This window comes from Campylobacter sp. 2014D-0258, assembly GCF_008000495.1.
GTDB lineage: Bacteria > Campylobacterota > Campylobacteria > Campylobacterales > Campylobacteraceae > Campylobacter_D > Campylobacter_D jejuni.
In genome coordinates, this window is the sequence record NZ_VOAR01000029.1 from 1 (window position 1) to 25,730 (window position 25,730).

General features: G+C 32.0%; 25 protein-coding genes. 11 read left to right on the top strand and 14 right to left on the bottom strand.

Translation table 11 applies throughout. The features are described 5' to 3' along the window. Positions 1-1,133: cache domain-containing protein (locus tag SR62_RS07700; RefSeq protein WP_187106220.1), on the bottom strand; the 1,133-nt coding region annotated here is incomplete at its 3' end. 191 nt (positions 1,134-1,324) lie between these two features. On the opposite strand from SR62_RS07700, the gene zupT reads away from it, so the two are divergent. Continuing rightward, positions 1,325-2,200, top strand: coding sequence for a zinc transporter ZupT (gene zupT / locus SR62_RS07705; RefSeq protein ID WP_002851840.1), 876 nt, complete (start codon positions 1,325-1,327; stop codon positions 2,198-2,200). A gap of 23 nt (positions 2,201-2,223) precedes the next feature. Here the strand turns inward: zupT and SR62_RS07710 are convergent, their stop codons facing one another. The 6 genes from SR62_RS07710 to ilvE all read right to left on the bottom strand — a co-directional run bounded on the left by SR62_RS07710 (position 2,224) and on the right by ilvE (position 8,875). Beyond that, entirely contained in the window at positions 2,224-4,740 is a 2,517-nt protein-coding gene (locus SR62_RS07710; protein ID WP_147502339.1) for a molybdopterin guanine dinucleotide-containing S/N-oxide reductase, read from the bottom strand. A gap of 10 nt (positions 4,741-4,750) precedes the next feature. Beyond that, positions 4,751-5,326, bottom strand: a complete 576-nt coding sequence (locus SR62_RS07715; protein WP_002865872.1) for a cytochrome c3 family protein — start codon at positions 5,324-5,326, stop codon at positions 4,751-4,753. A 481-nt stretch (positions 5,327-5,807) separates the two neighbouring features. Then, complete coding sequence (locus SR62_RS07720) at positions 5,808-6,317, bottom strand: DUF2393 family protein (RefSeq protein WP_002877825.1); 510 nt, start codon at positions 6,315-6,317, stop codon at positions 5,808-5,810. After that, positions 6,317-6,847, bottom strand: coding sequence for a DUF2393 domain-containing protein (locus SR62_RS07725; protein WP_002851753.1), 531 nt, complete (start codon positions 6,845-6,847; stop codon positions 6,317-6,319). Before SR62_RS07725 ends, SR62_RS07720 begins: the two co-directional genes overlap by 1 nt. A gap of 12 nt (positions 6,848-6,859) precedes the next feature. Next, complete coding sequence (locus SR62_RS07730; RefSeq protein ID WP_002854522.1) at positions 6,860-7,948, bottom strand: prohibitin family protein; 1,089 nt, start codon at positions 7,946-7,948, stop codon at positions 6,860-6,862. A gap of 12 nt (positions 7,949-7,960) precedes the next feature. After that, positions 7,961-8,875 carry a branched-chain-amino-acid transaminase gene (gene ilvE / locus SR62_RS07735; protein WP_002857493.1) on the bottom strand — a complete coding sequence of 305 codons (915 nt, stop codon included), beginning with the start codon at positions 8,873-8,875 and terminating at the stop codon, positions 7,961-7,963. 176 nt (positions 8,876-9,051) lie between these two features. Here ilvE and SR62_RS07740 point away from each other — a divergent pair, with 176 nt between their 5' ends. The 10 genes from SR62_RS07740 (at position 9,052) to SR62_RS07785 (ending at position 19,082) form a co-directional block, all read left to right on the top strand. Then, on the top strand, positions 9,052-9,258 hold the full coding sequence (locus tag SR62_RS07740; RefSeq protein WP_002857551.1) for a 4-oxalocrotonate tautomerase family protein: 207 nt from the start codon (positions 9,052-9,054) through the stop codon (positions 9,256-9,258). Next, positions 9,255-9,710, top strand: a complete 456-nt coding sequence (bcp, locus tag SR62_RS07745) for a thioredoxin-dependent thiol peroxidase (protein WP_002877821.1) — start codon at positions 9,255-9,257, stop codon at positions 9,708-9,710. The genes SR62_RS07740 and bcp overlap by 4 nt, the downstream gene beginning before the upstream one ends. Then, a complete protein-coding gene (locus SR62_RS07750) occupies positions 9,710-10,801 on the top strand; it encodes an epoxyqueuosine reductase QueH (protein WP_004309091.1) in 1,092 nt (363 codons plus the stop codon). Before bcp ends, SR62_RS07750 begins: the two co-directional genes overlap by 1 nt. Before the next feature lie 94 nt (positions 10,802-10,895). Continuing rightward, positions 10,896-11,336, top strand: a complete 441-nt coding sequence (fabZ, locus tag SR62_RS07755; protein ID WP_002851782.1) for a 3-hydroxyacyl-ACP dehydratase FabZ — start codon at positions 10,896-10,898, stop codon at positions 11,334-11,336. Then, complete coding sequence (gene lpxA / locus SR62_RS07760) at positions 11,336-12,127, top strand: acyl-ACP--UDP-N-acetylglucosamine O-acyltransferase (protein WP_002861057.1); 792 nt, start codon at positions 11,336-11,338, stop codon at positions 12,125-12,127. Before fabZ ends, lpxA begins: the two co-directional genes overlap by 1 nt. Then, on the top strand, positions 12,120-13,343 hold the full coding sequence (gene clpX / locus SR62_RS07765) for an ATP-dependent Clp protease ATP-binding subunit ClpX (RefSeq protein WP_002860329.1): 1,224 nt from the start codon (positions 12,120-12,122) through the stop codon (positions 13,341-13,343). Before lpxA ends, clpX begins: the two co-directional genes overlap by 8 nt. Positions 13,344-13,354: 11 nt before the next feature. Beyond that, a complete protein-coding gene (locus SR62_RS07770; protein WP_002857495.1) occupies positions 13,355-14,395 on the top strand; it encodes a rod shape-determining protein in 1,041 nt (346 codons plus the stop codon). After that, positions 14,385-15,134, top strand: a complete 750-nt coding sequence (gene mreC / locus SR62_RS07775) for a rod shape-determining protein MreC (protein ID WP_004309094.1) — start codon at positions 14,385-14,387, stop codon at positions 15,132-15,134. The genes SR62_RS07770 and mreC overlap by 11 nt, the downstream gene beginning before the upstream one ends. Positions 15,135-15,393: 259 nt before the next feature. Then, complete coding sequence (gene carB, locus SR62_RS07780) at positions 15,394-18,663, top strand: carbamoyl-phosphate synthase large subunit (protein ID WP_147502340.1); 3,270 nt, start codon at positions 15,394-15,396, stop codon at positions 18,661-18,663. Continuing rightward, positions 18,660-19,082 carry a hypothetical protein gene (locus tag SR62_RS07785; protein WP_002851686.1) on the top strand — a complete coding sequence of 141 codons (423 nt, stop codon included), beginning with the start codon at positions 18,660-18,662 and terminating at the stop codon, positions 19,080-19,082. The genes carB and SR62_RS07785 overlap by 4 nt, the downstream gene beginning before the upstream one ends. Here SR62_RS07785 and SR62_RS07790 read toward each other — a convergent pair whose 3' ends face one another. The 7 genes from SR62_RS07790 to greA are packed head-to-tail and all read right to left on the bottom strand — an operon-like array spanning position 19,083 to position 25,724. After that, entirely contained in the window at positions 19,083-20,060 is a 978-nt protein-coding gene (locus SR62_RS07790; protein ID WP_002877809.1) for a transaldolase, read from the bottom strand. Continuing rightward, positions 20,060-20,683 (bottom strand): phosphoserine phosphatase SerB, encoded by a 624-nt coding sequence (gene serB / locus SR62_RS07795; protein WP_147502341.1) that lies wholly within the window; start codon positions 20,681-20,683, stop codon positions 20,060-20,062. The genes SR62_RS07790 and serB overlap by 1 nt, the downstream gene beginning before the upstream one ends. Then, on the bottom strand, positions 20,683-21,204 hold the full coding sequence (locus SR62_RS07800; RefSeq protein WP_002826355.1) for a chemotaxis protein CheW: 522 nt from the start codon (positions 21,202-21,204) through the stop codon (positions 20,683-20,685). Before SR62_RS07800 ends, serB begins: the two co-directional genes overlap by 1 nt. A gap of 4 nt (positions 21,205-21,208) precedes the next feature. Beyond that, complete coding sequence (locus SR62_RS07805) at positions 21,209-23,518, bottom strand: chemotaxis protein CheW (RefSeq protein WP_002880525.1); 2,310 nt, start codon at positions 23,516-23,518, stop codon at positions 21,209-21,211. Between the two features lie 3 nt (positions 23,519-23,521). Beyond that, complete coding sequence (locus SR62_RS07810; RefSeq protein ID WP_147502342.1) at positions 23,522-24,478, bottom strand: chemotaxis protein; 957 nt, start codon at positions 24,476-24,478, stop codon at positions 23,522-23,524. Continuing rightward, positions 24,471-25,229: a UDP-2,3-diacylglucosamine diphosphatase gene (locus tag SR62_RS07815; RefSeq protein WP_345944266.1), complete on the bottom strand. Its 759-nt coding sequence runs from the start codon at positions 25,227-25,229 to the stop codon at positions 24,471-24,473. The genes SR62_RS07810 and SR62_RS07815 overlap by 8 nt, the downstream gene beginning before the upstream one ends. A 9-nt stretch (positions 25,230-25,238) precedes the next feature. Further along, positions 25,239-25,724: a transcription elongation factor GreA gene (gene greA / locus SR62_RS07820; protein ID WP_002851733.1), complete on the bottom strand. Its 486-nt coding sequence runs from the start codon at positions 25,722-25,724 to the stop codon at positions 25,239-25,241. Between the last annotated feature and the right edge of the window lie 6 nt (positions 25,725-25,730).

A 25,730-nucleotide genomic window follows, 5' to 3' on the forward strand; every position in this document is an offset into this window, starting at 1 on the left:
TTAACGGCTTGATTGTCTTGTTCTAAGCCTCTTTTAGTAGCAAGAATGTTTTCATTGATAGCATTTGAGATTTGTCCAAATTCATCATTGCTTTTTACTTCTATAGTAGAAACATTTTTTGTTTTATGGTTGATAAAATCAAAGAATGAAGTTAAACCTGTTTGGATAGCTGCAAGTGGGGAGAGGCTTCTGCTGATTAAAAATCTAATCAAGATTAAAGCTATGATTATAGCTATAATACCGACTATAACTTGTTTCATTAAAATGGAATTAACAGCGGAAGTATAGTTACTATCTAAAGTTACAGCACAAATACGATATAATCCATTGGAACTTGTATCGCACATTGTTTCATATTTGATACCTTTATCATCAAATACAGGAAAAAGAATATCTCTCTTATTTGGATCTATATATTCAGGGTTTTCTTTTATGGCGTTAGCAATATTAACGCTTAAAGTGTTTTTTGTTAAAATTCTATCAAGCACTTCGTGAAAAATAATTCTTCCTTCAGAGTCATAAACAGCAGCATAAGTAGTTGATGAGTGTCCTAAAGATAATACATCTTTGGAAAATTTATCTAGATTGTAATCGCCTCCAACGAAAGCTATAAGTTGATTATTTTTATAAATAGGGAAAACATAAGTTATACCAATCTCTTGATCTATAGGGGATTTATATGGTTGAGTTATTGTGATGCCTTTGTTATTTTTTGCTTCTTGATACCAAATTTGTTTTGTAATGTCAAAATTTGATTTTTTATCTAAAATTGTTCCATTTGACAAAAGCATTTTGTTGTTTTTATCAAACGCAATAAAAACAATATCAAAATCAAACGCCTTCTTAAAAGAATCTAGAAGCAGTGAAATATTTTCATCTTCTAATTTTTTAGCACTTTCATATGCTAGAACCTCTATAGCTTTTTGCTTGCTTTTGGAATAGTTTTCAAAAGTTACTTTAACATCATCCATAGTTTTTAATTGATTTTCTTTTAGTAATTCATATGTGTGATTTTTGGCATCAAAGTAACTAACGGTACTTGTGATTGCTAAAATTAATACAACTAAAATTCCAACCCACAGCGTAAGTTTGACTGAAACTCCAACGGATTTGCCTGAATTCATTTTTTGCATTATAACTCCTATATTTATATTGAAAATAAAATAAAAATATTATTCTAGCAAAAAATAAGAGAAAAAGCGTATAAAAAGTGAATTTTTTACATAAAAAATCAAAAATTTTTAATTATTTTGTATATTTTTACCAAGTATTAACTTTTTATAAATATAAAGAGTTTTAAAATATTATTTATTTAAGAATATTAATGCAATTTACATTCGAACAAATTTTTATCGCAATGCTATTGACTCTTTTTGCAGGTTTTTCTACGGCTATAGGTTCTATAATAGCCTTTTTTTCCAGAAAAGATGATTTAAGAGTGCTTTCTTTGGGGCTTGGTTTTTCAGCTGGAGTAATGATATACATTTCTTTCATGGAAATTTTACCTACTGCACTTAAAGATTTTAAAAATCACTATGATTCGCATTGGGCTGAGCTTTTGGGATTAGCTTGTTTTTTTGGTGGAATTTTAATATCTTTATTGATTGATAAATTAATCCCCGAAGATGTCAATCCTCACGAACCTAAAGAGGATTTAAGCGAGTTAAAAATTTGTCCCTTACCCCAAAAAGGACAAAATCCTCCGAAATTTCATCCTGGAGAAAAGTTGCATCAGATCAATACTAAAGCTTTAAAACGTACAGGGATTTTTACAGCTTTGGCTATTGCTATACATAATTTCCCAGAAGGTTTTGCTACTTTTATTTCAAGTCTTGATAATCTTACTTTAGGAATTGCTATAGCTATAGCTGTGGCTATACACAATATCCCTGAAGGTTTGGCTGTGAGTTTGCCAATTTACCATGCTACAGGAGATAAGAAAAAAGCTTTTATTTATTCAGCTCTTTCGGGTTTTGCAGAGCCTTTGGGTGCTTTTGTTGGAGCTTTGATTTTATTGCCTTTTATAGGCGATCTTACTTTAGCTATAAGTTTTGCTGTAATTGCAGGAATTATGGTTTTTATATCTCTTGATGAGCTTTTGCCCGCTGCAAAAACTTATGATAAGGCTCATGATAGTTTATATGGACTTATCGCAGGAATGGCAATAATGGCTTTAAGTTTAAATTTGCTTGGACAATAGAAAGCCTTGCGGCTTTCTTAAATTTAGTTCGCACCTTTTGGGGCACTAAAGGCAGTAAGTTTTGGTAATTCACCTTTAAATTTTTCTATGTTTACGAGCCCTGTGTGAGAGATATTGCCATTGGCAAGTTTTGAAGTTGGTATATCCATGGTTAAAACATTTGCATTTCCACATTTGCAAAGTCCGTTTTCATTAGGATCATACCAAGCACCTTCGCAAAGTCTTACAACCCCTTGCATGATTTCATCACTTACAACCGCCCCTGCTAAAACTTCACCGCGTTTATTAAACACACGCACTACATCGCCATTTTTTATACCAAGTTTTTTTGCATCTTTGGAATTGATTAAAATCGGCTCTCTATCTTTTATTGCATAAGTATCTCTTAAGCTTGTGTGGCAAAGTTGAGAGTGCAAGCGATCTCTTGGGTGATTTGTAAGCAAGTGGAAAGGTGCTTCTTTGCTTGCATTTCCAAGCCATTCAATAGGCTCAAACCAAGTAGGGTGGGCTTTGCAATCATCATAATTATAATTTTTAATCGTTTCTGAGTAAATTTCAATGAGTCCTGAATCTGTACCCAGAGCATTTAAGATAGGATCTTCTATAAATTCTGAAAAACGAGTCCATTCTAAACTTTCAGCTGTTGGTTCAAAAGTGATTGGTTCATTTTTAGCCCAAAATTCTTCAAAACTTGGCATAGGAGTAGCAAAAGCTTCGCCAAAACTTTGAGTTTGTTTTAGGGCACTGTTGTAGTATTCTTTGATGAAATCTTTAGCTTTTTTGCCATTTTCTGTGTAGGCATTAAAGACATCTTTTCCATAAATTTTGCAAATATCAGAGAAAATTACATAATCATCTTTGCTCTCACCCACAGGCTCAACTGCTTGTTTCATAGGAGCTATATGCATATTTGAATAATCTCCTGTCATGGTAATATCATCTCTTTCATAAGATGAAGTTACAGGCATAACAATATCTGCCATTTTAGCTGTTGGAGTCCAGTAAATTTCATTTACCACAACGGTGCGTGGTTTTCTCCATGCTTTTACATTAGTGTTGGTATCTTGATGATGTACTAAAGGATTTCCGCCTACCCAGTAAATAAAATCAATATCAGGATAGGTAAGCTTAGAGCCGTTGTGATCTATGGTTTTTCCAGGGTGAAGTAAAGCATCAGCAATTCTTGCTACAGGGAAAGAATAACTCGCTGCATTTTGAAGCCATTCTGCACCTTCGTTTGAAGTTTCGCTTTTTGCTAAACCTTTAAATTTACCATTTTTCCAAATCCCTAAGCTACCTGCTGTCATACCGCCGATAACTCCGCCTTTGCAAGTTGGAACACCGCCATTGCTGTAATGGTAGCTTAGTCCAAAACCGCCTCCTTTTGTGCCGATTTGTCCTAACATCGCACAAAGAGTAACTAACATCCAGTGAGGCTGTTCGCCATGATGTGCTCTTTGCATACCCCAACCACTCATAATCATAGTAGAATTATCATAAAAAGTTTCAGCTAAATTTTTGATAGTTTTTTCATCGATACCGCAAATTTTACTTGCCCATTTGGTATCTTTTTTCACTCCATCTTCTTTGCCTTCTAAATAGTCTTTAAATTTATCAAAGCCTGTAGTGTAAGTGTCTAAAAACTCGTAATTGACTTTTTTCTTAGCGATTAAATGGCTTGCCATGCCCATCATTAAAGCTACATCGGTATTTGGGCGTGGAGCTATCCATTTGGCATTTAAAAATTTTGCTGTAGTGGTTTTTACAGGATCTATACAAATTACTTTGATTTTACTGTCTTTAAGTTTTTCAAAGTATGCCAAACCTCTTTGTTCGTTTGAAGTCCAAGCTATGCGTAAAGTAGAAAGTGGATCAGCACCCCAAATCACAACATATTTAGAATCGCTTAAGATATTTTCCCACGAGGTTTGTTGCTCATAAACTTCAATCGATCCTACAACATAAGGCATAATCACTTGAGAAGCTCCTGTAGAATAGTCCCCTGTAGCTCCTACAAATCCACCTGTTACATTTAAAAATCTATGAAGCAAGATACGTGAGTTTTGCATATTTCCACTTGATTTCCAGCCATAACTTCCACCAAAAATTGCACTTGCACCTTTACTATCTCTTGTTTTTTTAAGCTCTTTAGCGATAAGTTTGACTGCTTCATCATAACTTACGCGAACAAATTCATCTTTTCCGCGAAGCTCAGGTTTAGGATTGTCAGGATTTTCAAGGTAGGATTTACGCACATAAGGGTATTTCACACGAGATTTATAAACCATATCGGCGGTATAGTGCTGTAAAGGATTATCCATTTTTGTAACTTTTTCCCAAGGTTCGCTTTTTACTATTTTGCCATCTTTTATAGTGAGTTTTAAAACCCCCCAGTGTGCTGCGGTGATCACTTCTCCATTTTTTACAAGTCCAAGGTTAACTTTTGAAGCTTCTACGGTTTTTCCTGCACTTAAGCTTGGGATGAGAGGTAAAGCACTTAAGCTCGCTCCAATTTTTAAAAATTTTCTTCTATCTAGCATGCTTTTCTCCTTATTTTGTTTTAAAATCTTTTGCGTTTTTTTGTAAGTATTCTATAACTAGCCATCTGTCTTTTTTATCAATACCTGTTCTATCAGCCATAGAACGGAAAATTGCAGGCCAAGCGTTAGCTGTAAATTCTTTTTCTTTGTGGATAGCATGACAAATTCCGCAGTTATTTACAAAAAGCTCTTTGGCTCGATTTAACATTTCTTTATTGTCTTTGACAAATTCTTTTTTATCTGCCCAAATTTCAAGGCTTACCTTATCCCATTTGCCATTTTTTCCAGTTATTCTTTGAGAGAAATTTAATTTTGTATTTTTAGAAAAAGCTGCAACAATAATTCTTTGAGAGTCATTGAAATAAATCACAGAAGGTGCTTTAGGATTTACATAACCATCAATTTTTAGCAAAACCCTGTTATTTTCGTTTTTTAACACTTCAAAAGGATTTGTAGGTAAAAGTCTTCCTATGACTTTAGTATCATCTTTATTAAGATAAAGCGATACAACTTCATTGGTATAGGCGGTATTTTTTGCCCATAAACATGTCGCTAGGACAACAAAAGAAATGAAAATTTTTTTCATTACTAATTCCTTAATATAAATTTGATGTAAATGTATTTTAATACTATGCAATTTAATTATTACTTAATTGTATAATTTTTACTAAGATTACTTATTTTTAGTGCTTTAATATTATTCTTTATTGATATAATAAATTTTGAGTTAATTATATTTTACTTATTGTTTTTTAGAAAAGATAAAACTTCAATTATAAAAAAAAGTTTGTTTTGAGCTCAGATTAATACTTCTGAGCCCATTTTGATCTCGTTGAGTTTTAAGGTATAAGCTTTTTATAGCTTTATTTTCCCTCCCATTTTTACTCTCATTTAGTAAAGTGCTTCTAGATTTAAAGGTTGATTGACTCCTTATCTTGCATATTAATAAATATTATATTAATAAAACTTAAATTATTATTAATATTTATATAATTTATAGTGGAATTATTGTTTTGTTATGTGAATAATTAATGTATTTTAGAATTTTTGCTAGTTGATTTCTTGAATCAAATACATTTTAAGGTGTGATAAAATTCAGGATTATTAAAACTTGGAGGAAAAGGAACATTGGCTCTAAATTCTTTATAGGTATTACCTGGGAGTGTGTCTATGATTTCTATAGTATAAGAAACACTTGTATTTTGCATTTTAGCGTTACGGACATTTTTATCATTGAAAATTTCTCCTCCTACTTGTTTTTGGTTTAATATGCTAAGTATCAAATAGCATTTTCTGATTTCAAATTTAGTAAGATTTTGAACTTTTCCACTTACTATAACGCTCTCATGTCTTAGATCTCTTGTGTAGGTTAGTTTGCTAAGATCGGCTTGAGTGGTGAATTGATTGATTGTTAGAAAAATAGAATATATCAAAAGTGCGGTAAAAATAGTAGCTATGGTATAAGAAATCAAAGCCATTTCTTTCTGTTTGACTTTTAGAAAGATTAAAATACAAATCAAGGCAAAGCAAATAAGTAAAATGATAAAAGCTATAATATGAAAAATCGTAAAATGCATTAAAAACACTCCGAAACTAAGCGTATGGTATAGTTATTTTCATAGTTAAAATTTTCAAAAGCAATTCTTTGAACTTGGGTTGCGTTTTTCTTTAGATCTTTAATTTCTCTACTTTTTTGTCTAAAAGGGATAAATTTCTTTTTATATTCTTCTATGATATTATCATTAGGTATTTTATCTGCAAAAATTTTAGCTGTAATTTTACATTCTTTAAAATTATTTTTTGAATTATTTGTAATGTTAAAATCAACAATTAAATCATTTGAGCTTTGTATCATTTTTTGATCTGTAATAGCGGTTTTTCGAGTTCTTACTTCATTGTCTATTAGTTTATACCCATAGATATAAACTAAAAAACAAATAATAATATCAAATGCGATAATAAAAAGTGCCGCTATAGGCCTATGGCGTAAAAATACACAAAGAAGTAAAACACAAGTGAAGAGAAAAAAAACTAATAAAATCAGCATATAATCTACTAAATATAAATGAGTAGTGTAAAAAAGCACGATTTCTCTTAGTTTTTCCACTTGCGTATCCTTTTAGTTCATGTTGGCAGCACTTTGCTTTTTAGCATCTTTGGTATCAACCCAAATGTTTGGCACTGCTCCACCTGGAGTTAAGAAAATTTTAGCATCTTGATTGACTTTTAAGGCTTCATTAAATTCTTTTTGAGTTTCAATTTGTTTTAAATTTAGCAAAGGGGTGTTTAAGCTGTTTGCAATTTCTTTATTAGAATAAGCTTGTGCATCTGCTTCTATCTTAACAGCCATAGCTTTACCTTTGGCACTGATTATGGTTGCATTTGCTTCCCCTTCAGCTAAAGCAGCTTTTTTTAAGGCTTCTTGATTAGCTCTTTCTACTTCATATTTAGTTCTTTCAGCCTCTTGTTTTGCAATTTGCACGCGTTCGATTTGTTCTTTTACTTTTGAAGGTAAAATAATTTCTCTAAGTTGTACAGCGCGAAGTTCTACAGGTTCGTTTGGTTGGGCTTCTATGGTTTTTCTTATACCTTCTTCTATTTGAGCGGCTATTGTATTACGATTAGTAGGAAGTTCTTCGGCTGTATATTTTCCTACAACACTTCGCACTACATCACGAACAACTGGATCGATAATTTTATTTTCCCAATTTAAGCTCCAAGTAGCTATGGTTTGAGGAACTTGCAAAGGATTTAAACGGTATTGTACTGTAACATCAATAGATACAGGCAATCCACGAGAATCAAGTACAGAAATACTATTTTTATTAATAACACCTGAACCTGAAGATAAATTTTCATTACTTCCCTCTATAGAAGCATAGTTGATTTGTCTTACTCTAGTATCGATTATGGTTATTTTTTGTACAAAAGGTAAGAAAAAGTGAAGTCCTGGTTCTAATGGATTTGGGTCATATTTACCTGTTGTTGATTTAATCCCCATTTCCCCAGAATTTATCACCATAAAAGGTTTTGCAACGATTAAAAATAAGATAATAATAATCACCCCATAAACAAATGGAGAGAATTTCCCAAAACCTTTAAAATTAAATTCTGGTGCTTTGAAATTGAAATTTTGACGGTTGTTGTTTCCGTTATTGTTAGAATTTCCATTTTTTTTATTGAAATAATCATTCAAATCAGCTGGCATTTATTTCCTTTTTTAAATATAAGTTAGCATAGATGCGTATTTTTCATTGCGTCCATAAACTACATCAAAATAAGCATCTTGAAGTTTTTTAGTTACAGATCCTCTTAAACCATTTCCTATTATTCTTGCATCAATATTGTTAATAGGTGTGATTTCAGCGGCTGTTCCGGTAAAAAATGCTTCATCAGCAGTATAAACTTCATCTCTTGAAATTCTTTGGCGAAGCACGGTGATACCAAGATCATGAGCGATTTTAAGCACTGTATCTTGAGTAATGCTTTTTAAAGAAAAATCATTTGGAGGTGTGATTAAAACCCCATCTTTTACAATAAAGAAACATTCTCCTGTTCCTTCTGCGATAAAACCTTCTTCATCAAGCATTAAAGCTTCTTCATATCCTGCTTCAATAGCTTCAAATTTTGCAATTTGAGAGTTAAGATAATTTGCACTTGCTTTAGCTTTTCCCATGCATGATTTAACACTATTTCTTGCAAAAGACGAAATTTTTACTTTTATGCCTTTTTCTAAACCTTCTTCTCCAAGGTAAGCACCCCATTCCCAAGCTGCAATTCCAACTCTTACAGGAGCTTTTATATGATAAAGTCCCATAACTCCATCGCCTAAGAAAATCAGAGGGCGGATATAGACATTGCTTTGAAAATTGTTTGCTTTTAAGAGTTCAATTTGTGCATTTTCAAGATCTTTTTGAGAAAAAGGACAATTTAAAAGAGTAATTTTTGCAGACTCTAAAAGTCTTTTGGTGTGATCTTCAAGTCTGAAAATTGCTAAGCCTTTATCTGTTTTATAGGCTCTAGTTCCTTCAAAAACAGCATTGCCATAATGCAAAGAATGGGTTAAAAAGTGCAAAGTTGCATCTTTAAAATCAACTAATTTTCCATCCATCCAAATTTTATCTGCTGAGATCATTTTTTTACCTTTTATAGTTGTTTATTTCTTAAAAAATATTATTTTAAGAATAAATCGGGATTTTATCAAAAATATACTAACAATAAGCTTTTATTAAATTAAGGTTTTTTGTTAAAAAAAATATTAGGTATTTTTTGAAATAATTATGAAAAATTATCGTTAAAAAAGGAGAAATTATGCCATTAGTAAATATCAAATTAGCAAAGCCGTCTTTAAGCAAGGAACAAAAAGCGGAACTTATAGCTGATATTACTGAACTTTTAAGCACGAAATATAATAAAAGTAAAGAAAGAGTTGTTGTGGTTTTAGAAGATGTGGAAAATTATGACATAGGCTTTGGCGGAGAAAGTGTAGAAGCTATCAAAGCAAAGGCAAATAAATGAGTTTAAATATAGGAGATAAGGCACCTCAATTTGAGCTTTTAAATCAAGATGGGGTAAAAATAGCATTAAAAGATTTTATTGGCAAAAAGGTGATTTTGTATTTTTATCCAAAAGATAATACCCCAGGTTGTACTACAGAAGCTTGTGATTTTAGTGCAAATTATGATAAATTTGGTGGTAAAAATGCAGTGATTATTGGTATTAGTCCTGATAGTGTGACAAGTCATGAAAAATTTATTTCTAAATTTAATTTAAAGCATATTTTACTTAGTGATAGCGAAAAAGAAGTTGTTAAAGCTTATAGAGCTTGGGGGCTTAAGAAAAATTACGGAAAAGAATATGAAGGCATCATTCGTTCTACTTTTGTTATCGATGAAACAGGTAAGATTGCTCAAATTTATAGTAATGTTCGTGTAAAAGATCATGCTTTAAAAGTGCTTGAAAGTCTTTAATGCTGGTGCATATTTGTTGTAGTGTAGATAGTCATTATTTTATTGAAGAACTTAGAAAGACTTATCCTGATGAAAAAATCATAGGATATTTTTATGATCCAAATATCCATCCTTTAAGCGAATACGAACTAAGATTTTTAGATGTAAAAAGATCTTGTGATAAACTTGGCATCAAGCTTTATAAAGGTGAGTATGAGTATGAAAAATGGCTTAATGCTGTGCGTGGTTATGAAGATGAGCCTGAAAAAGGTGCAAGGTGTGAAATTTGCTTTGATGTAAGAATGGGATCTAGTGTTAAATTTGCTGCTAAAATAGGAGAAAAAAAGCTTACTACTACGCTTTTAACCAGCCCTAAAAAAGATTTAGAACAGTTAAAAAATGCTTTACAAAAAGAATGTGAGCCTTATGGGGTGGAGTTTTTAGCTCCTGATTTTCGTAAAAATGGTGGCACTCAAAGGCAGTTTGCTTTAGCAAAAAAAGAAATGCTCTATCATCAAAACTATTGTGGTTGTATTTATGGGCTTAAAAAACAAAAACAAGATAAGAATTTCATTGATGAATTAATGTCTTCTGTAAATAAGCAAATTTTACCTGCAAGTATAGAAGCAAGAATAGCTCTTTATAAAAAAGTAGTTTTATGGGAAAAAAAGGGTATAAAATTTGAAATTTTAAGAGAGAAATTTTTAAATTATCGTCTTTTAAGCGCTTTGATAAAATTAGATAAAAAGCCTGTTAAATCTCATATTTTATTTTATTCGCATTTTAAAAACGCTTATACAAGATTTTCTTTAAATGAAGAAAGCTTAAAACAGAATTTAAAAGAAGGTTTTTATAGAAGCACCAAAGATGAAATGGTTTTTGTAGAATTTTGGCGTTTTAATACATTTTTTAAAAATAAATGGAAAAATTTTGAAGATTTTTTAAAAAGACCTTTGAGTGTGCAAGCAGAAATTAAATGGCGCAATAAATTGTTTGGAACTTATAATCTTAGCCCTATTATCATCCTTGAAAATATTTTACCTTCAATATATGAAGTGATAGCAAAAAGTGAAATTTATCATGATAATCAAGAGGTGCTTGTAGAAATTTAAGAAATTTATTAAGAAAAACTTTTTTTGTTAATGTAATTTTTAATGATTTTTTTATATAATAAAATTTTTAATTGTTTTCAAGGTTAATTTAATAATGATAGATGTAATGCAAATTCAAGAAATCTTACCACACCGTTATCCTTTTTTACTAGTAGATAAAATTACAGAATTAAAAGTTAAAGAAGTGGTTCGAGGATATAAAAACATCAGTATAAGTGACCATGTTTTTATGGGACATTTTCCAGGGCATCCTATTTATCCTGGAGTTTTGATTTTAGAAGGTATGGCTCAAACAGGTGGAGTTTTAGCTTTTGAAAGTATGGAAGATAAAGTGGATCCAAAAAGTAAAGTAGTTTATTTCACAGGCATAGATGGAGCAAAATTTAGAAATCCTGTGCGTCCTGGAGATAGGCTTGATTATGAAATGAGCGTGGTTAAAAATCGTGGTAATATGTGGATTTTTAAAGGGCAAGCTTTTGTAGATGGAAATTTAGTTGCAGAGGCCGAGCTTAAAGCTATGATAGTGGATAAATAATGAAAAAAATTCATCCAAGTGCGGTGATTGAAGAGGGTGCACAACTTGGTGACGATGTTGTAATAGAAGCTTATGCTTATGTAGGTAAAGATACTAAAATAGGTAATGATGTTGTCATCAAACAAGGTGCTCGAATTCTTTCAGATACAACTATAGGCGATCATTCTCGTGTGTTTTCTTATGCCATAGTAGGTGATATTCCTCAAGATATATCTTATAAAGAAGAACAAAAAAGCGGTGTTGTTATAGGAAAAAACGCAACTATTAGAGAATTTGCAACGATAAATTCAGGTACAGCTAAAGGAGATGGTTTTACTCGTATAGGCGATAATGCTTTTATTATGGCTTATTGTCATATTGCTCATGATTGTCTTTTAGGTAATAATATTATTTTAGCTAATAATGCAACTTTAGCAGGACATGTAGAGCTTGGAGATTTTACGGTTGTAGGCGGGCTTACACCTATTCATCAATTTGTCAAAGTAGGTGAGGGTTGTATGATAGCAGGAGCAAGTGCACTTTCTCAGGATATAGTACCGTTTTGTTTAGCAGAAGGAAATCGTGCAAGTATTAGAAGTTTAAATTTAGTAGGTATTCGTCGTCGTTTTGATAAAGATGAAGTAGATAGACTTAGCAGAGCTTTTAAAACTTTATTTAGACAAGGAGACTTAAAAGAAAATGCTAAAAATTTGCTTGAAAATCAAGAAAGTGAAAATGTTAAAAAAATGTGCCATTTTATATTAGAAACAAAGCGCGGAATTCCTGTCTATAGGGGTAAAAATAATGCCTAGAAAATGTAGTTTTTGCAATGAAGTGGAGAATCCACAAAGAAGAATTTTAGCAAATGAAAATGATGATGCTTTTATTTGTGAATATTGCGTTGAAGGTGCTTATAGTATTATTTATGGAGAAGAAAAAGAATTTAAAGAACCTAAACAAAGCCATAATACAGAATTTAAAGATATCACTCCAAAAGAATTAAAAGCTTATCTAGATCGTTATGTCATAGGACAAGATAGAGCTAAAAAAGTTTTTAGTGTTGGAGTATACAATCATTATAAAAGACTTTTTAAAGCCGAACTTCAAGATGATGATACAGAGCTTTTTAAGTCAAATATTTTACTTGTTGGGCCAACAGGAAGTGGAAAAACTTTATTGGCACAAACTTTAGCTAAATTTTTAGATGTACCTATAGCAATTTGTGATGCAACTTCTTTAACTGAAGCAGGATATGTAGGTGAGGATGTGGAAAATATTTTAACACGTCTTTTACAAGCTGCAGATGGAGATGTGCAAAGAGCTCAAAAAGGTATAGTTTTTATTGATGAGATTGATAAAATTGCTAGAATGAGTGAAAATCGTTCTATTACTCGTGATGTAAGTGGAGAGGGCGTGCAACAAGCTTTACTTAAGATTATCGAAGGAAGTTTGGTAAATATTCCACCAAAAGGGGGAAGAAAACATCCAAATCAAGAGTTTATACAAATTGACACTTCAAATATTTTATTTGTTTGTGGTGGAGCTTTTGATGGTTTGGAAACTATCTTAAAAAGAAAACTTGGCGATAAAGTTGTGGGCTTTTTTGATGATGCAAAAGAAGAAAATAAAGCTTTACTTGAGAAAATTGAACCTGATGATTTGGTGCATTTTGGTTTGATTCCTGAGCTTATAGGTCGTTTGCATGTGATTGCATCTTTAAATGAGCTTAATGAAGAAGATATGGTAAGAATTTTAACTGAGCCTAAAAATGCCATTATTAAGCAATATCAAAAGCTTTTTGCTATTGATGGAGTGAATTTAAAATTTGAAGAAGATGCCCTAAGAGCTATCGCACAACTTGCATTGGAGAGAAAAACAGGGGCTAGGGGGCTTAGAAGTATTATAGAAGAAATGATGGTAGATTTAATGTTTGAATTACCAGAGTATAAAAACTATGATATTGTAATAACCAAAGAAGTTGTTAAAGACAATGCAAAGGCATTATTAATAAAAAGAAAAATAAGTTAAAAAGGATAGAAATGATATTAGATCAACTTATAGGATTTTTTTCTAGTGATATGGGGATTGATTTAGGAACAGCTAATACCCTAGTTTTGGTAAAAGATAAGGGTATAGTGATAAATGAGCCTTCTGTTGTGGCAGTTGAAAGAGAAAGGTATGGTTCCAAAGCAAAAATTTTAGCCGTAGGTAAAGAAGCTAAAGATATGGTGGGAAAAACTCCAGGCAATATCGAAGCTATTCGTCCTATGAAAGATGGCGTGATTGCAGATTTTGATATGACTGAAAAAATGATCCGCTATTTTATAGAAAAAACACACCGTAGAAAAAGTTTTTTACGTCCTAGAATTATCATTTCTGTTCCTTATGGTTTAACTCAAGTAGAAAGAAAAGCGGTAAGAGAAAGTGCTTTAAGCGCAGGTGCAAGAGAGGTATTTTTGATTGAAGAGCCTATGGCAGCAGCTATTGGTGCAAGTTTACCTATACAAGAGCCTAAAGGAAATTTGGTAGTAGATATAGGGGGTGGAACTACTGAGATTGGAGTGATTTCTTTGGGTGGACTTGTGATTTCAAAGTCTATTCGTACGGCTGGAGATAAGCTTGATATGAGTATAGTTAATTATGTAAAAGAAAAATACAATCTTATCATAGGTGAAAGAACAGGCGAAGAGATCAAAATCACTATAGGTTCAGCAATACAACTTCCAAAAGAGCTTTCTATGGTGGTAAAAGGACGCGATCAAGTAAGTGGACTTTTAAGTCGTATTGAACTTACAAGTGAAGATGTAAGAGAAGCAATGCGTGAGTATTTAAAAGAAATTGCTGATGCTTTAAAAATGGTTCTTGAAATGATGCCGCCTGATTTAGCAAGTGATATAGTAGAAAATGGTGTAGTTTTAACAGGTGGTGGAGCATTGATTCGTGGTTTTGATAAATACTTAAGTGAAATTGTACGTTTGCCAGTTTATATCGCAGATGAACCGCTTTTAGCTGTAGCAAAAGGAACGGGTAAAGCTTTAGAGGAAATTTCATTATTGCAACAATTAACCAATGAAGAATAAGATTTTTTATGTTCTTGTCTTGGCCTTTTTGGTTTTTATATCTTTTTATTATGGAGGACTTATCAAGCAAAATGTTCTCCGTGTTAATGATTTTGTTATAGGTAATTTTTATAATATTAAAGATTATTTGGGAAAAAAAATTTCAGAACACTTTAATCAAGCAAATCAAATTCAGCAACTAAAAGCTAGAAATAAAGAATTAGAAGATATTGCTGTAAAGGTAACTAGTTTTGCAAATCAATTAAATCGTATTTTAGAGGATCAAAATTCTACAAAATATTTACCTCAAGTTTCTTTAACTAGAGTTATTTCTTATGTTCAATTGAATGATTATAAAAAATTATGGTTAGATTGGAGTAAAATTCCCGTTGGTAAAAATCGTGGTTTGATATATCAAGGATATACCGCAGGTATAGCTATTAATAAAAATGGTAGAGCAATGGCTCTTTTACAAGGTGATGATCAGTGTGTTTTTTCTGTTTATATAGGAAAATCCAAAGCTCCAGGTTTAATCCAAGGTGAAGATGGCAGGATTGTGGTTAAATTTATTCCAAAATGGGCAAAAATTAATATCGGAGATGAAATTTTAACAAGTGGACTTGATAATATTTTCTTTTCAGATATACCTGTTGGGATTGTGAATAGAATTGATGATGAAGATATGTATCAAAGTGTAGAAGTAAAGCCTTATGTTAAGATTAGTATTCCTGCTTATTTATATGTAGTAGATAATTTATAAGTCAAGGATTAGACTTTTTAAAAATTTTCTATATTTTTGCTAATTATTATAACTTTGTTTAATGCTAAAAATTTTGTTAAATTATCAAATAAATTTTTATAATCGAATGAGAATTTTATAAAAAATCTTAAATTTATTTATGTATTATTTCCTAGATTAAAAGCAGAGTGTTTATTTTTTAAATTATATCGATAATTTCAAAGTTTATAAAACTAATTTTTGTTATAATCAGCCCAAATTTATGCTCTTAGGAAAATTTATGCCAAAACGAACAGATATTAAAAGCATTTTACTTATAGGAAGTGGTCCTATTGTGATAGGACAAGCTTGTGAATTTGATTATTCTGGAACTCAAGCCGCAAAGACTTTAAAAGAATTAGGATATCGTGTAGTATTAATCAACTCAAATCCTGCAACCATCATGACAGATCCCGAATTTGCAGATGCGACTTATATAGAACCCATAACAAAAGAAAGTATTTTAAGTATTATTAAAAAAGAAAAAATTGATGCAATTTTACCAACCATGGGTGGACAAGTAGCGTTAAATGTTGCTATGGAAGTTTATGAAAGTGGACTTTTAGGAGATGTGAAATTTTTAGGTGCAAACCCTGAGGCGATTAAAAAAGGTGAAGATCGTCAGGTCTTTAAAGAATGTATGAAAAAAATCGGCATGGATTTGCCAAAATCGATGTATGCGTATAATTATGATGAAGCTTTAAAAGCTGTAGATGAAATTGGCTTTCCTTTGATGATCCGTGCTTCTTATACTTTAGGAGGTACTGGAAGTGGTGTGGTTTATAATATGGACGAATTTAAAGAACTTGCCAATACTGCTTTAGCTTTATCGCCTATCCATGAAATTTTGATTGAAGAAAGTTTGTTGGGTTGGAAAGAATATGAAATGGAAGTTATACGCGATAGAGCGGATAATTGTATCATAGTTTGTAGTATAGAAAATATCGATCCTATGGGAGTTCATACAGGAGATAGTATTACAATAGCTCCAGCATTAACTTTGACGGATAAAGAATATCAAGTTATGCGTAATGCTTCTTTTGCTATTTTGCGTGAAATTGGCGTAGATACAGGCGGAAGTAATGTGCAGTTTGCTATCAACCCAAAAAATGGAAGAATGATAGTTATAGAAATGAATCCAAGAGTTTCAAGATCAAGTGCTTTAGCTTCTAAGGCAACGGGCTATCCTATAGCAAAGGTTGCGACACTTTTGGCAGTAGGCTTTAGTTTAGATGAGATTAAAAATGATATTACAGGAACTCCTGCATCTTTTGAGCCTGTGATTGATTATATTGTAACAAAAATTCCTCGCTTTACTTTTGAAAAATTTCCAGGGGCAAACACAACTTTAGGTACAGCTATGAAAAGTGTGGGTGAGGTGATGGCTATAGGACGTACTTTTAAAGAAAGTATACAAAAAGCACTTTGTTCTCTTGAGCGTTCTTTGAGTGGTTTTGATAGAGTAAAATTTGAAGATAGAAATGATCTTGTTTTTAAAATTCGCAATGCCAATGAAAAGCGTTTGCTTTATGTTGCTCAAGCTTTTAGAGAAGGTTTTAGCGTAGAAGAACTTTATGAGCTTTGTAAAATAGATCCTTGGTTTTTAACACAGATTAAAGAAATTGTAGATTTTGAAGAGCAAATTGATATGGATATTTTAAACAATAAAGCTCCTTTGAGAAAAGCAAAAACTATGGGTTTTTCAGATAAAATGATAGCCTTGCTTGTAAATTTGAAAGATAATTTAGAATTAAGCCAAAATGATATTTATTATGCAAGAATGAAGCAAAAAATCATTGCAGAATTTAGCGAAGTGGATACTTGTGCGGGTGAATTTGAAGCTTTAACTCCTTATCTTTATTCAAGTATTAATGTAAGCGAACTTACTCAAAGTAAAAACGATGCTAAGGATAAAAAAGAAAAAAAAGTGATGATTATAGGCGGGGGGCCAAACCGCATAGGACAAGGTATAGAATTTGACTATGCTTGCGTACATGCTTCTTTTGCGCTTAAAGATATGGGTATTAAAACTATTATGTATAATTGTAATCCTGAAACCGTTTCGACTGACTATGATACAAGTGATATTTTGTATTTCGAGCCTATTGATTTTGAACATTTAAGAGCGGTGATTGAGCGTGAAAAACCTGATGGAGTGATTGTGCATTTTGGCGGACAAACTCCTTTGAAATTTGCTAAGCGTTTAAGCGCTTTTGGAGCTAAAATTATAGGTACTAGTGCAAGAGTAATTGATATGGCAGAAGATAGAAAGAAATTTGCTGAATTTATTACAAAGCTAGGTATTAATCAGCCAAAAAATTCCACTGCAACAAGTGTGGAAGAAGCGGTGCTTAAAGCTAGTGATATAGGATATCCTGTGCTTGTAAGACCAAGTTATGTTTTAGGTGGGCGTGCGATGCGTGTGGTAAATGATGAGGCCGAACTTAGACTCTATATGCAAGAAGCTGTGGATGTGAGTGATAAAAGTCCTGTTTTGATCGATCAGTTTTTAGACAATGCTACAGAAATTGATGTTGATGCGATTTGTGATGGCAAAGATGTTTATGTGGCAGGAATTATGGAGCATATAGAAGAAGCAGGAATTCATTCAGGCGATAGTGCTTGTTCTTTACCACCTTGTAATATCGATGAAAAAATGCAAGAATTTATTGCACAAAAAACCGCAGATATTGCTTTAAATTTAGGAGTTGTAGGGCTTTTAAATATACAATTTGCTTTACATAATAATGAGCTTTATATGATAGAAGTAAATCCTAGAGCTAGTCGTACTGTGCCTTTTGTTAGTAAAGCTACGGGTATTCCTTTAGCAAAAGTGGCAACGCGTGTGATGTGGCAAGGAAATTTAAAAGAAGCTTTAAAATTTTATGATACTTTCAAAGTGGTTAATTTTGATACTAAAATTTTACGCCCTAAAACTCCAAAATATATGAGCGTAAAAGAAGCAGTATTTCCATTTGCAAAACTTAGCGGAAGTGATTTAGAATTAGGCCCTGAAATGCGTTCAACGGGTGAAGTTATGGGTATAAGTAAGGATTTTGCAAATTCTTACGCAAAAAGTCAAATCGCATCGTTTAATCATCTGCCAGAGCAAGGCGTGGTATTTATCTCCTTAAAAGATAAGGATAAAAAATATACCAAAAAAATCGCTGCAGAATATGTAAAGCTTGGCTTTAAGCTTATGGCAACAGGGGGAACTTGTAAGGAAATTTTAGAAAGTGGTTTTGAGTGCGAACTTGTACATAAAATTTCAGAAGGACGCCCCAATGTTGAAGATAAATTGAAAAATGGAGAAATTCACTTAGTTATCAATACAAGTGATAATCACAGTTTTAAAGGTGATACGAAAAAAATTCGTGAAAATATTATTCGTTTTAAAATACCTTATTTTACAAATTTACGATCAGCTTTAGCAGGTGCAAAATCGATTAAAGCTATACAGAGTAAATCTTGCCTAGATGTAAAGAGTTTGCAAGAGTGGCTTAAATCTTGATTTATTTAGCTCAAACAGATACTACGGTAGGATTTTTAAGTAAAAATTTAGAAGAGATTAATGCTTTAAAAGGTAGAGATAAAAATCAACCTTGCTTAATCACTTCTGCGAAATTTTGCGAGTTAAAAAGTTTAGCAAGAATTCCAAAATCTTTTAAAAATTTAGTACGTCGTTCTAAAAAAACAACTTTTATTTATCCAAATAATCAGGCCATTCGTATTGTGAAAGAGTGTAAACATGCGAATTTTTTAAGTAAAAATGGCTATTTTTATTCATCTTCGGCAAACAAGCATGGAAAAGAATTTGATGAAGAATGGGCTAGAAGTGTTGCTGATATAATACTTGATGAGAAATTTTTCGAAAATATCCCATCAAAAATATTAAAACTTTCAAAGAATAAAATGATAAAAATACGTTAATTAAAGAGCTTTTAAAATATCTTCAAAAGCAATACAAAATTGCTCTATGCCATCGCTTAACAAATCATTGCAAGCTTTTTCTCGTTCACTTTGAGAAATGATTTGATTAAGTTCTGTATAAATTTCAAAATTCATTAAAGGTTTTTTAAAATCCATTTTTCCTTTAAATGCCTCTATTGCATCAAGAGGAGCAGTATTAACAGAATTCTCAAAAAGAAGTTCTTTGATATAATAGTCTTTTGGCAGATCATCTCCTTTAACTCCAGTGCTTGCAAACAAGGCGCGAATATTAGGTTCATTTTTTGAGTAGATATTGTTATAAGCTAAATTTGCATTTAAAATTCCAATACGATTTTGCTCTTTGGCTTTAGGATTTAAAAGTCTATCAAAACGACTTACAAAAATACTTATAACAGCTTGTGGTGTTCTAGTATTTTGTTCTTTTAAGGCTATATTGTTTTTTCTAAATTCGACTAAACCTGCATTTAAAGCTTCAAAACATTTTTGACTTTGTTCAAGAGAAAAAATTAAGGTAGCATTGACGCTAATACCATTTTTCATAAGTTCATACATTACTTCATAAGAAGCTTTTGTAGCTGGAATTTTAATCATTACATTTTCTTTGCTAATAGCACTATAAAGTCTTTTAGCTTCGCCTAAACTAAGAGTCGTGTTATCATGAAGTCTTGGATCTATTTCAATACTTATAAATCCATCATTTTTTTGATAAAAAAGAGGGGCTAATTTATCAGCTGCTTTTTGAATATCAGAAATTGCTAATTCTTCATAAATATCTTTTGTTCTTTTTCCTTTTAATTTAAGAATTTTATCTTTATAAATTGGAGAATTTAAAATAGCATTTTTAAAAATAGCAGGATTTGAAGTAGCACCATTAATTCCATGTGATAATAAATTTAAAAATTCATTATCTAAAAAACTATTTTCTATAAAATCACACCAAAGAGAAAAATTTTTCATTATATTACCTTTATTATTTCTTTTAAGTCTTTTATATCTATGCAAATATCAGCTCGGGAACGTAAAATTTCTTTAGCACAAAATGCAATCTTTAATCCACTTTCGTTAAACATTGCCAAATCATTTGCCCCATCGCCAACACACATCACTTCATCTGTTTTCAAATTTAAAAAGCTTTTTAATCGTTGTAGCATTAAGCCTTTTGAATTTGAAAACATCATTTCCCCACCAACTAGCCCTGTTAAAATGTCATTTTTATGATGCAGATAATTTGCAAAACTAAGGTTAATTCCAAGTTTTTGCATAGCAGGATCTATGCCTTCATGAAAACCACCGCTAAAAATAACAATATGTATATTTTTAGATTTTAAATATTGGATAAGTTCATGTGCTCCATGCATTAGTGGAAGTGTGCTACCTAATTCTAAAACTTTTTTATAAGACATACCTTTTAAAAGGCTTACTCGTTTTTGAAGACTTTCGAAAAAATCAAGCTCTCCAGCCATGGCATGGCGGGTAATTTCGCTTGTTTGATTACCCTTGCCATGCGCTGTAGCTAAAATATCGATGGTTTCACCATCCATTAAAGTAGCGTCAAAGTCAAAAACACAAAGTTTAATCATTAAAATTCGCGCTTAAGTAAAGCTTCTACTTTGAGTATAGTTAAGATATTTTCATCTCTTTTTCCTATACCATAAATCATACCTTTGTCTTTAACTAAAGTTTCAGGTGGTGGATCGATTCTGTTTCTGTGAATTTTAATTGCTTCAGTTAATCTATCTATAACAAAACCAGCATTTCCTCCAACTCCAGTTCCATTTGTCTCACCTCTTAAAACAATATATCTTGTTTGAGGTGTCATTTTAGAACTTCCTAAATGAAAGCGTTGAGCTAGATCAATGAGTGGCATAACATTACCACGCATATTAAAAACCCCTAGAACATAATCAGGTACACTAGGAACTCTAGTATATTCTATAGGTTTAATGATTTCTTGTATATTAAGAATTGGAATCGCATATTCCTCATCTCCAACTACAAAGCCGACAAGTTGGATGATATCATCTTCTCTTTGATCGACATCAGGACCAGCCATCTGAGTTTGCTGTTTTTGCAAAATTTGCTCTAATTTTTCATTACTCATATTCTTATCCTAGTTTCAAATTTTTTCTAACCACATTTTCCAAGTATTCTGGAGAATAAGGTTTAGTGATATATTCAGTCATACCCACTTCAACACCTCTTAAGCGGTCAGTTTTACTTGTTCTTGAAGTAACTGCAATGAGTGGTAGGTTACGATATTTAGAATACTTTCTAATTTCACCAGCTAAGGTGTATCCATCCATTCTTGGCATTTCGATATCTATAAGCATTGCATCAATATCATGTTCGCCAGATTTTATAATATTCAATGCTTCAACACCATTTGTTGCTTCAACTAAACTAACTCCTAGCGGTTCTAAAGCTTTTTGCATTAAGGTTCTATCCATTTTAGAATCATCTACAATTAAGACTTTATAATCACTTGGTTGTTCTTTAGGTTTTTTCGCGCTTGATTCTAATTGCGCTTTAATATCAACTTTAATTTCTTTGGCCATATCCATCATAGCACCTACATCAATGATTAATGTCACTCTACCATCACCACGGATTGTAGCTCCTGCTATGCCTTGGATATTTTGTAAATAATCACCCATGGATTTAATAACTATTTCTTCTTGTCCTACAAGAGTATCTACTATAATACCAAGCTTGCTTTCTGCTACCCCTATAACAACGACATAAGTTTGATCACCGCTTTCAAGGACTTGTTTAACTCCAAATACATCTGAAAGTCTCACAAGAGAAAGCACTTCATCTCTTAAGCGTAATACATTTTTACCTTCGATAGTATAGATATCATCAATTGGCACTCTAACTGTTTCAAGAACGCTTGCAAGTGGAATTGCATAGAATTCCTCTTGAGTTCCTACAAGTAAAGATTGAATGATTGCCAAGGTAAGAGGAATTTTAAGTTTAAATGAACTTCCTTTACCTAACTCACTATCAATTTCAATTACCCCATTTAGTTTTTCGATGTTGGTTTTAACAACATCCATTCCTACGCCACGACCTGAAACATTTGTTACTTTAGCCGCAGTTGAAAAACCAGGTTTGAAAATCAAAGCAAAAGCTTCTTTGTCTGTCATTTGATCTGCTTCTCTTTCGGTAATCAAATTTTTCTCTATAGCTTTTGCTTTTAAGCCATTTGGATCAAGTCCTTTACCATCATCTGTAATTTCTACAACGATGTGATTGCCTTCATTATAAGCTTTAAGTTGAACTATACCTTTTTCAGGTTTTCCATTAGCTGCACGAGTTGCTGGATCCTCAACACCATGGTCACATGAATTTCTAATCATATGCATGATAGGATCGCCAATTTCCTCTACGATAGATTTATCAAGTTCAGTTTCTTCACCTGTAATTTCAAGTTCTATTTGCTTTCCTAATTCACGACTCAAATCACGAACAACTCTTGGGAATTTATTGAAAACTTTTGCTATAGGTTGCATTCTTGTTTTCATTACAGCAAGCTGAACATCAGTTGTAATAATACTTAATTGACTTACAACCTGATTAAGTTCTTCAAGGAATTTTTCTCCTTCATAACGCTCTTCAACATCATCGTAAATTTTAAGCAAACGGTTTTTACCTAAAACAAGCTCCCCAATTAGATTCATTAAGTGATCTAATCTTTTTACCTCCACGCGTATGGTTTGATCCATACTGCTAGCATTACTACCTGAAGCAGGAACTTTTTTCTCTCCACTTTCCGCAGGTTTATTTGCTGTATTGTTAGTCGGTTTAGGTGCCGCATTTGTTGTTTGTTTTTTTTGTGCGCGACGAGCTTGATCTTCAGCTTTTCTAACTTTTAAAAGTCTTTCTATTTCAGCTTCAACTTCAGAATCACTTAATTGATTAACATCTACTTCAGGTTCTGGAGTAGCTATTTCTTGTTTTGGTGCTTCTGGTTCTGCTTGTGGAGTAGATTTTTCATTTGAATCTGTTGCCGCAACAGGAGACTCTCCTTCTGAAATAGCTGTTAATCTTGCGCAAATTGGTTCTATATCCATACCAATAGCAGTATCGTTGCCATTATCACGAATGGAATTAAGCAAAGTTTTCATTCTATCAATAGACTCTAAAACCACATCCATGATATCTGGAGTTATTTTTAACTCGCCATGTCTTGCTTTGTTTAAAACATCTTCCATGTGGTGAGTTAACTTTGTTAAAACATCAAAATTTAAGAAACTTGATGATCCTTTAACCGTATGTGCAACACGGAAAATTCTATTTAATAATTCTAAATCTTCTGGATTTGATTCAAGCTCTACTAAATCATGGTCGATTTGCTCAACAAGCTCAAAAGCTTCAACCAAAAAGTCTTCAAGTATTTCTTGCATATCTTCCATATTTTACCCCTGTTCTTGAGATTGATGTTTTTTAATAACCTTTGCAATTTCATTGAAGAAATCGCTAGCGTTAAATTTGACAAGATAGCCTTCTCCACCAGCTTCTTGAACACCTTTCTCATTCATAAATTCATTTGATAAAGACGAGTTAAAGACTATAGGAATATCTTTAAATCTTGGATCTTCTTTAATGCGTGCAGCAAAGTGGAAACCATCCATTTGTGGCATTTCGACATCGCTTACTATAATTTTTAAAGTATCATTTAAACTTTCACCATAAACTTGGCTTAATTCTTCTAATTTGTTTATGCCCTCTACGCCGTCCTTAGCTTCAACAACTTGAAAGCCCATCTGTTGCATCATTTCTTTGACGCGTTTTCTAGCAGTCATGCTGTCATCAAGTATAAGTGCTGTTCCAGTAAATTTTTCTATTTTTCCAAAATCTATATCTGTTTTTGGAGCGTAAATTCCTAAATCTTCAACAACACTTTCAAGATCTAAAATTAGCAACACTTCATCATTTTCAATGCGTGTTACACCTGTGATTTTACCTTTATCTAAAGCACCTGATCCTGTAGAAAAAGTTGCTGGTTCTATATCTTTCCAGTTTATTCTACGAATTCTTTTTGCTTCGTGAACTATAAAACCAATAAGAATATTGCTAAATTCAGTAATAATAACTCTAGGTTTTAGCATAGTGCTTTCTGGCTCAGTGATTTGCATCCATTTGGCAAGATTGACTACAGGTATAACCACTCCACGAAGATCAAAGATACCTTCGATGTAATCAGGTACACCTGGAAGTTCTGTAAGGTTTGGGATTTTTATAATCTCCCTTACCTTAGAAACATTTACACCATAAATTCCTTCATAGACTTTATCGTGCCCTTGCTTAAAGATACGGAAATCGACAAGCTCCATTTCATTTGAACCCGTTTTCACGATATTTTCATCAAACATTTTGACCCCTCAATTTCTGTTCTCGAAATTTGATTTCTTGCTGATATTCTACTACAAAAAAACTTCTCTCATATGCAAAACTAGCTAAGTTAAGATATTTAATGTTTTCTTTGTTGATTTGATGATTTTGATGATAGTGTCCTTCACATACCCAAAATCCTAAATTTTCATATTTTTCATATCTTTTTTTCGCTAAATTTTCAAAATCTTTTATTTGATAAAAAAGGTTTTTTTTATTTTGATTTTGAAGAATTTTATTTGAAATAAAATTACGAGTAATAATATTTAAAAAATTCAAAAATACAAGCAAATAATGATTTCTTAATGTTTTAAGAGTAGATTGTAAAAGAGGTGGTAAAAAAATATCTCCGTGAGCTAATTTTATAAAAGCATTATTTAAAACAAGATTATTACCTTTACTTGTATGCAAATTAAGCTTTATGGGCTGCTCTTGTAAGTTAAAAATTTTTACCCTTTTAAAAAAACAAGAAAGATTAAAATCATGATTGCCTTCTAAGTAGATAATTTCAATCTTTAAGGCTAGTTCTTCTAAAAGTTCTATGTAAGGTTTAGCAAATTCATGTGTAGCAGAGATTTCGCCTATAAGCAAATCGAAAATATCACCCATAAGTATGAGTTGAGGGGTGGAAATTTTACCTTTTTTTAAGGCTTGTAAAAATTCCCAAAATCCCTTTCTTTGTTCATTTTCATGAGCATCCGCGATTAAAATCGCTCCATTTTGTAGTAAAATTTTTTATCCTTAAAATTTCAAAGGCTCATAATTTATAGAAAGGATTTCAAATTCACTCTCACCTTTTGGCAAACGCACTTTAAAATCATCTCCTTCTTTTTTCCCAAGCATAGCTTTTGCTATTGGAGATGCGATGGAAATATAACCCTTATCTAAATCTCCTTCGCAAATTCCTACTAAAGTATATTTACTTTCTTTTTCTGTATCCAAATCCATGATCACAACACTTGAACCAAATTTCACACTATCATGTTCATAGCTTGAAGGATCGATCACTTGAGCTCTTGCTAGCAAGTCACTAAGCTCTGCAATACGACTTTCTATCAAAGCTTGTTTTTCTCTTGCAGCATGGTATTCCGCATTTTCTTTCAAATCCCCATGACTCCTTGCTGTATCGATTTCTATTACAACGGCAGGGCGTTGATTGTCTTTTAAATCTTTTAATTCTGCGGCTAATTTATCATAGCCAAATTGACTCATTGGTTCTTTTTGCATGATTTA

Bases quoted from the DNA above. Each gene is read 5' to 3' on its own strand.
- zupT (WP_002851840.1), top strand. From the start codon at position 1,325: ATGCAATTTACATTCGAACAAATTTTTATCGCAATGCTATTGACTCTT.
- SR62_RS07710 (WP_147502339.1), bottom strand. From the start codon at position 4,740: ATGCTAGATAGAAGAAAATTTTTAAAAATTGGAGCGAGCTTAAGTGCT.
- SR62_RS07715 (WP_002865872.1), bottom strand. From the start codon at position 5,326: ATGAAAAAAATTTTCATTTCTTTTGTTGTCCTAGCGACATGTTTATGG.
- SR62_RS07720 (WP_002877825.1), bottom strand. From the start codon at position 6,317: ATGCATTTTACGATTTTTCATATTATAGCTTTTATCATTTTACTTATT.
- SR62_RS07730 (WP_002854522.1), bottom strand. From the start codon at position 7,948: ATGCCAGCTGATTTGAATGATTATTTCAATAAAAAAAATGGAAATTCT.
- ilvE (WP_002857493.1), bottom strand. From the start codon at position 8,875: ATGATCTCAGCAGATAAAATTTGGATGGATGGAAAATTAGTTGATTTT.
- SR62_RS07740 (WP_002857551.1), top strand. From the start codon at position 9,052: ATGCCATTAGTAAATATCAAATTAGCAAAGCCGTCTTTAAGCAAGGAA.
- bcp (WP_002877821.1), top strand. From the start codon at position 9,255: ATGAGTTTAAATATAGGAGATAAGGCACCTCAATTTGAGCTTTTAAAT.
- SR62_RS07750 (WP_004309091.1), top strand. From the start codon at position 9,710: ATGCTGGTGCATATTTGTTGTAGTGTAGATAGTCATTATTTTATTGAA.
- fabZ (WP_002851782.1), top strand. From the start codon at position 10,896: ATGATAGATGTAATGCAAATTCAAGAAATCTTACCACACCGTTATCCT.
- lpxA (WP_002861057.1), top strand. From the start codon at position 11,336: ATGAAAAAAATTCATCCAAGTGCGGTGATTGAAGAGGGTGCACAACTT.
- clpX (WP_002860329.1), top strand. From the start codon at position 12,120: ATGCCTAGAAAATGTAGTTTTTGCAATGAAGTGGAGAATCCACAAAGA.
- SR62_RS07770 (WP_002857495.1), top strand. From the start codon at position 13,355: ATGATATTAGATCAACTTATAGGATTTTTTTCTAGTGATATGGGGATT.
- mreC (WP_004309094.1), top strand. From the start codon at position 14,385: ATGAAGAATAAGATTTTTTATGTTCTTGTCTTGGCCTTTTTGGTTTTT.
- carB (WP_147502340.1), top strand. From the start codon at position 15,394: ATGCCAAAACGAACAGATATTAAAAGCATTTTACTTATAGGAAGTGGT.
- SR62_RS07790 (WP_002877809.1), bottom strand. From the start codon at position 20,060: ATGAAAAATTTTTCTCTTTGGTGTGATTTTATAGAAAATAGTTTTTTA.
- serB (WP_147502341.1), bottom strand. From the start codon at position 20,683: ATGATTAAACTTTGTGTTTTTGACTTTGACGCTACTTTAATGGATGGT.
- SR62_RS07800 (WP_002826355.1), bottom strand. From the start codon at position 21,204: ATGAGTAATGAAAAATTAGAGCAAATTTTGCAAAAACAGCAAACTCAG.
- SR62_RS07805 (WP_002880525.1), bottom strand. From the start codon at position 23,518: ATGGAAGATATGCAAGAAATACTTGAAGACTTTTTGGTTGAAGCTTTT.
- SR62_RS07810 (WP_147502342.1), bottom strand. From the start codon at position 24,478: ATGTTTGATGAAAATATCGTGAAAACGGGTTCAAATGAAATGGAGCTT.
- greA (WP_002851733.1), bottom strand. From the start codon at position 25,724: ATGCAAAAAGAACCAATGAGTCAATTTGGCTATGATAAATTAGCCGCA.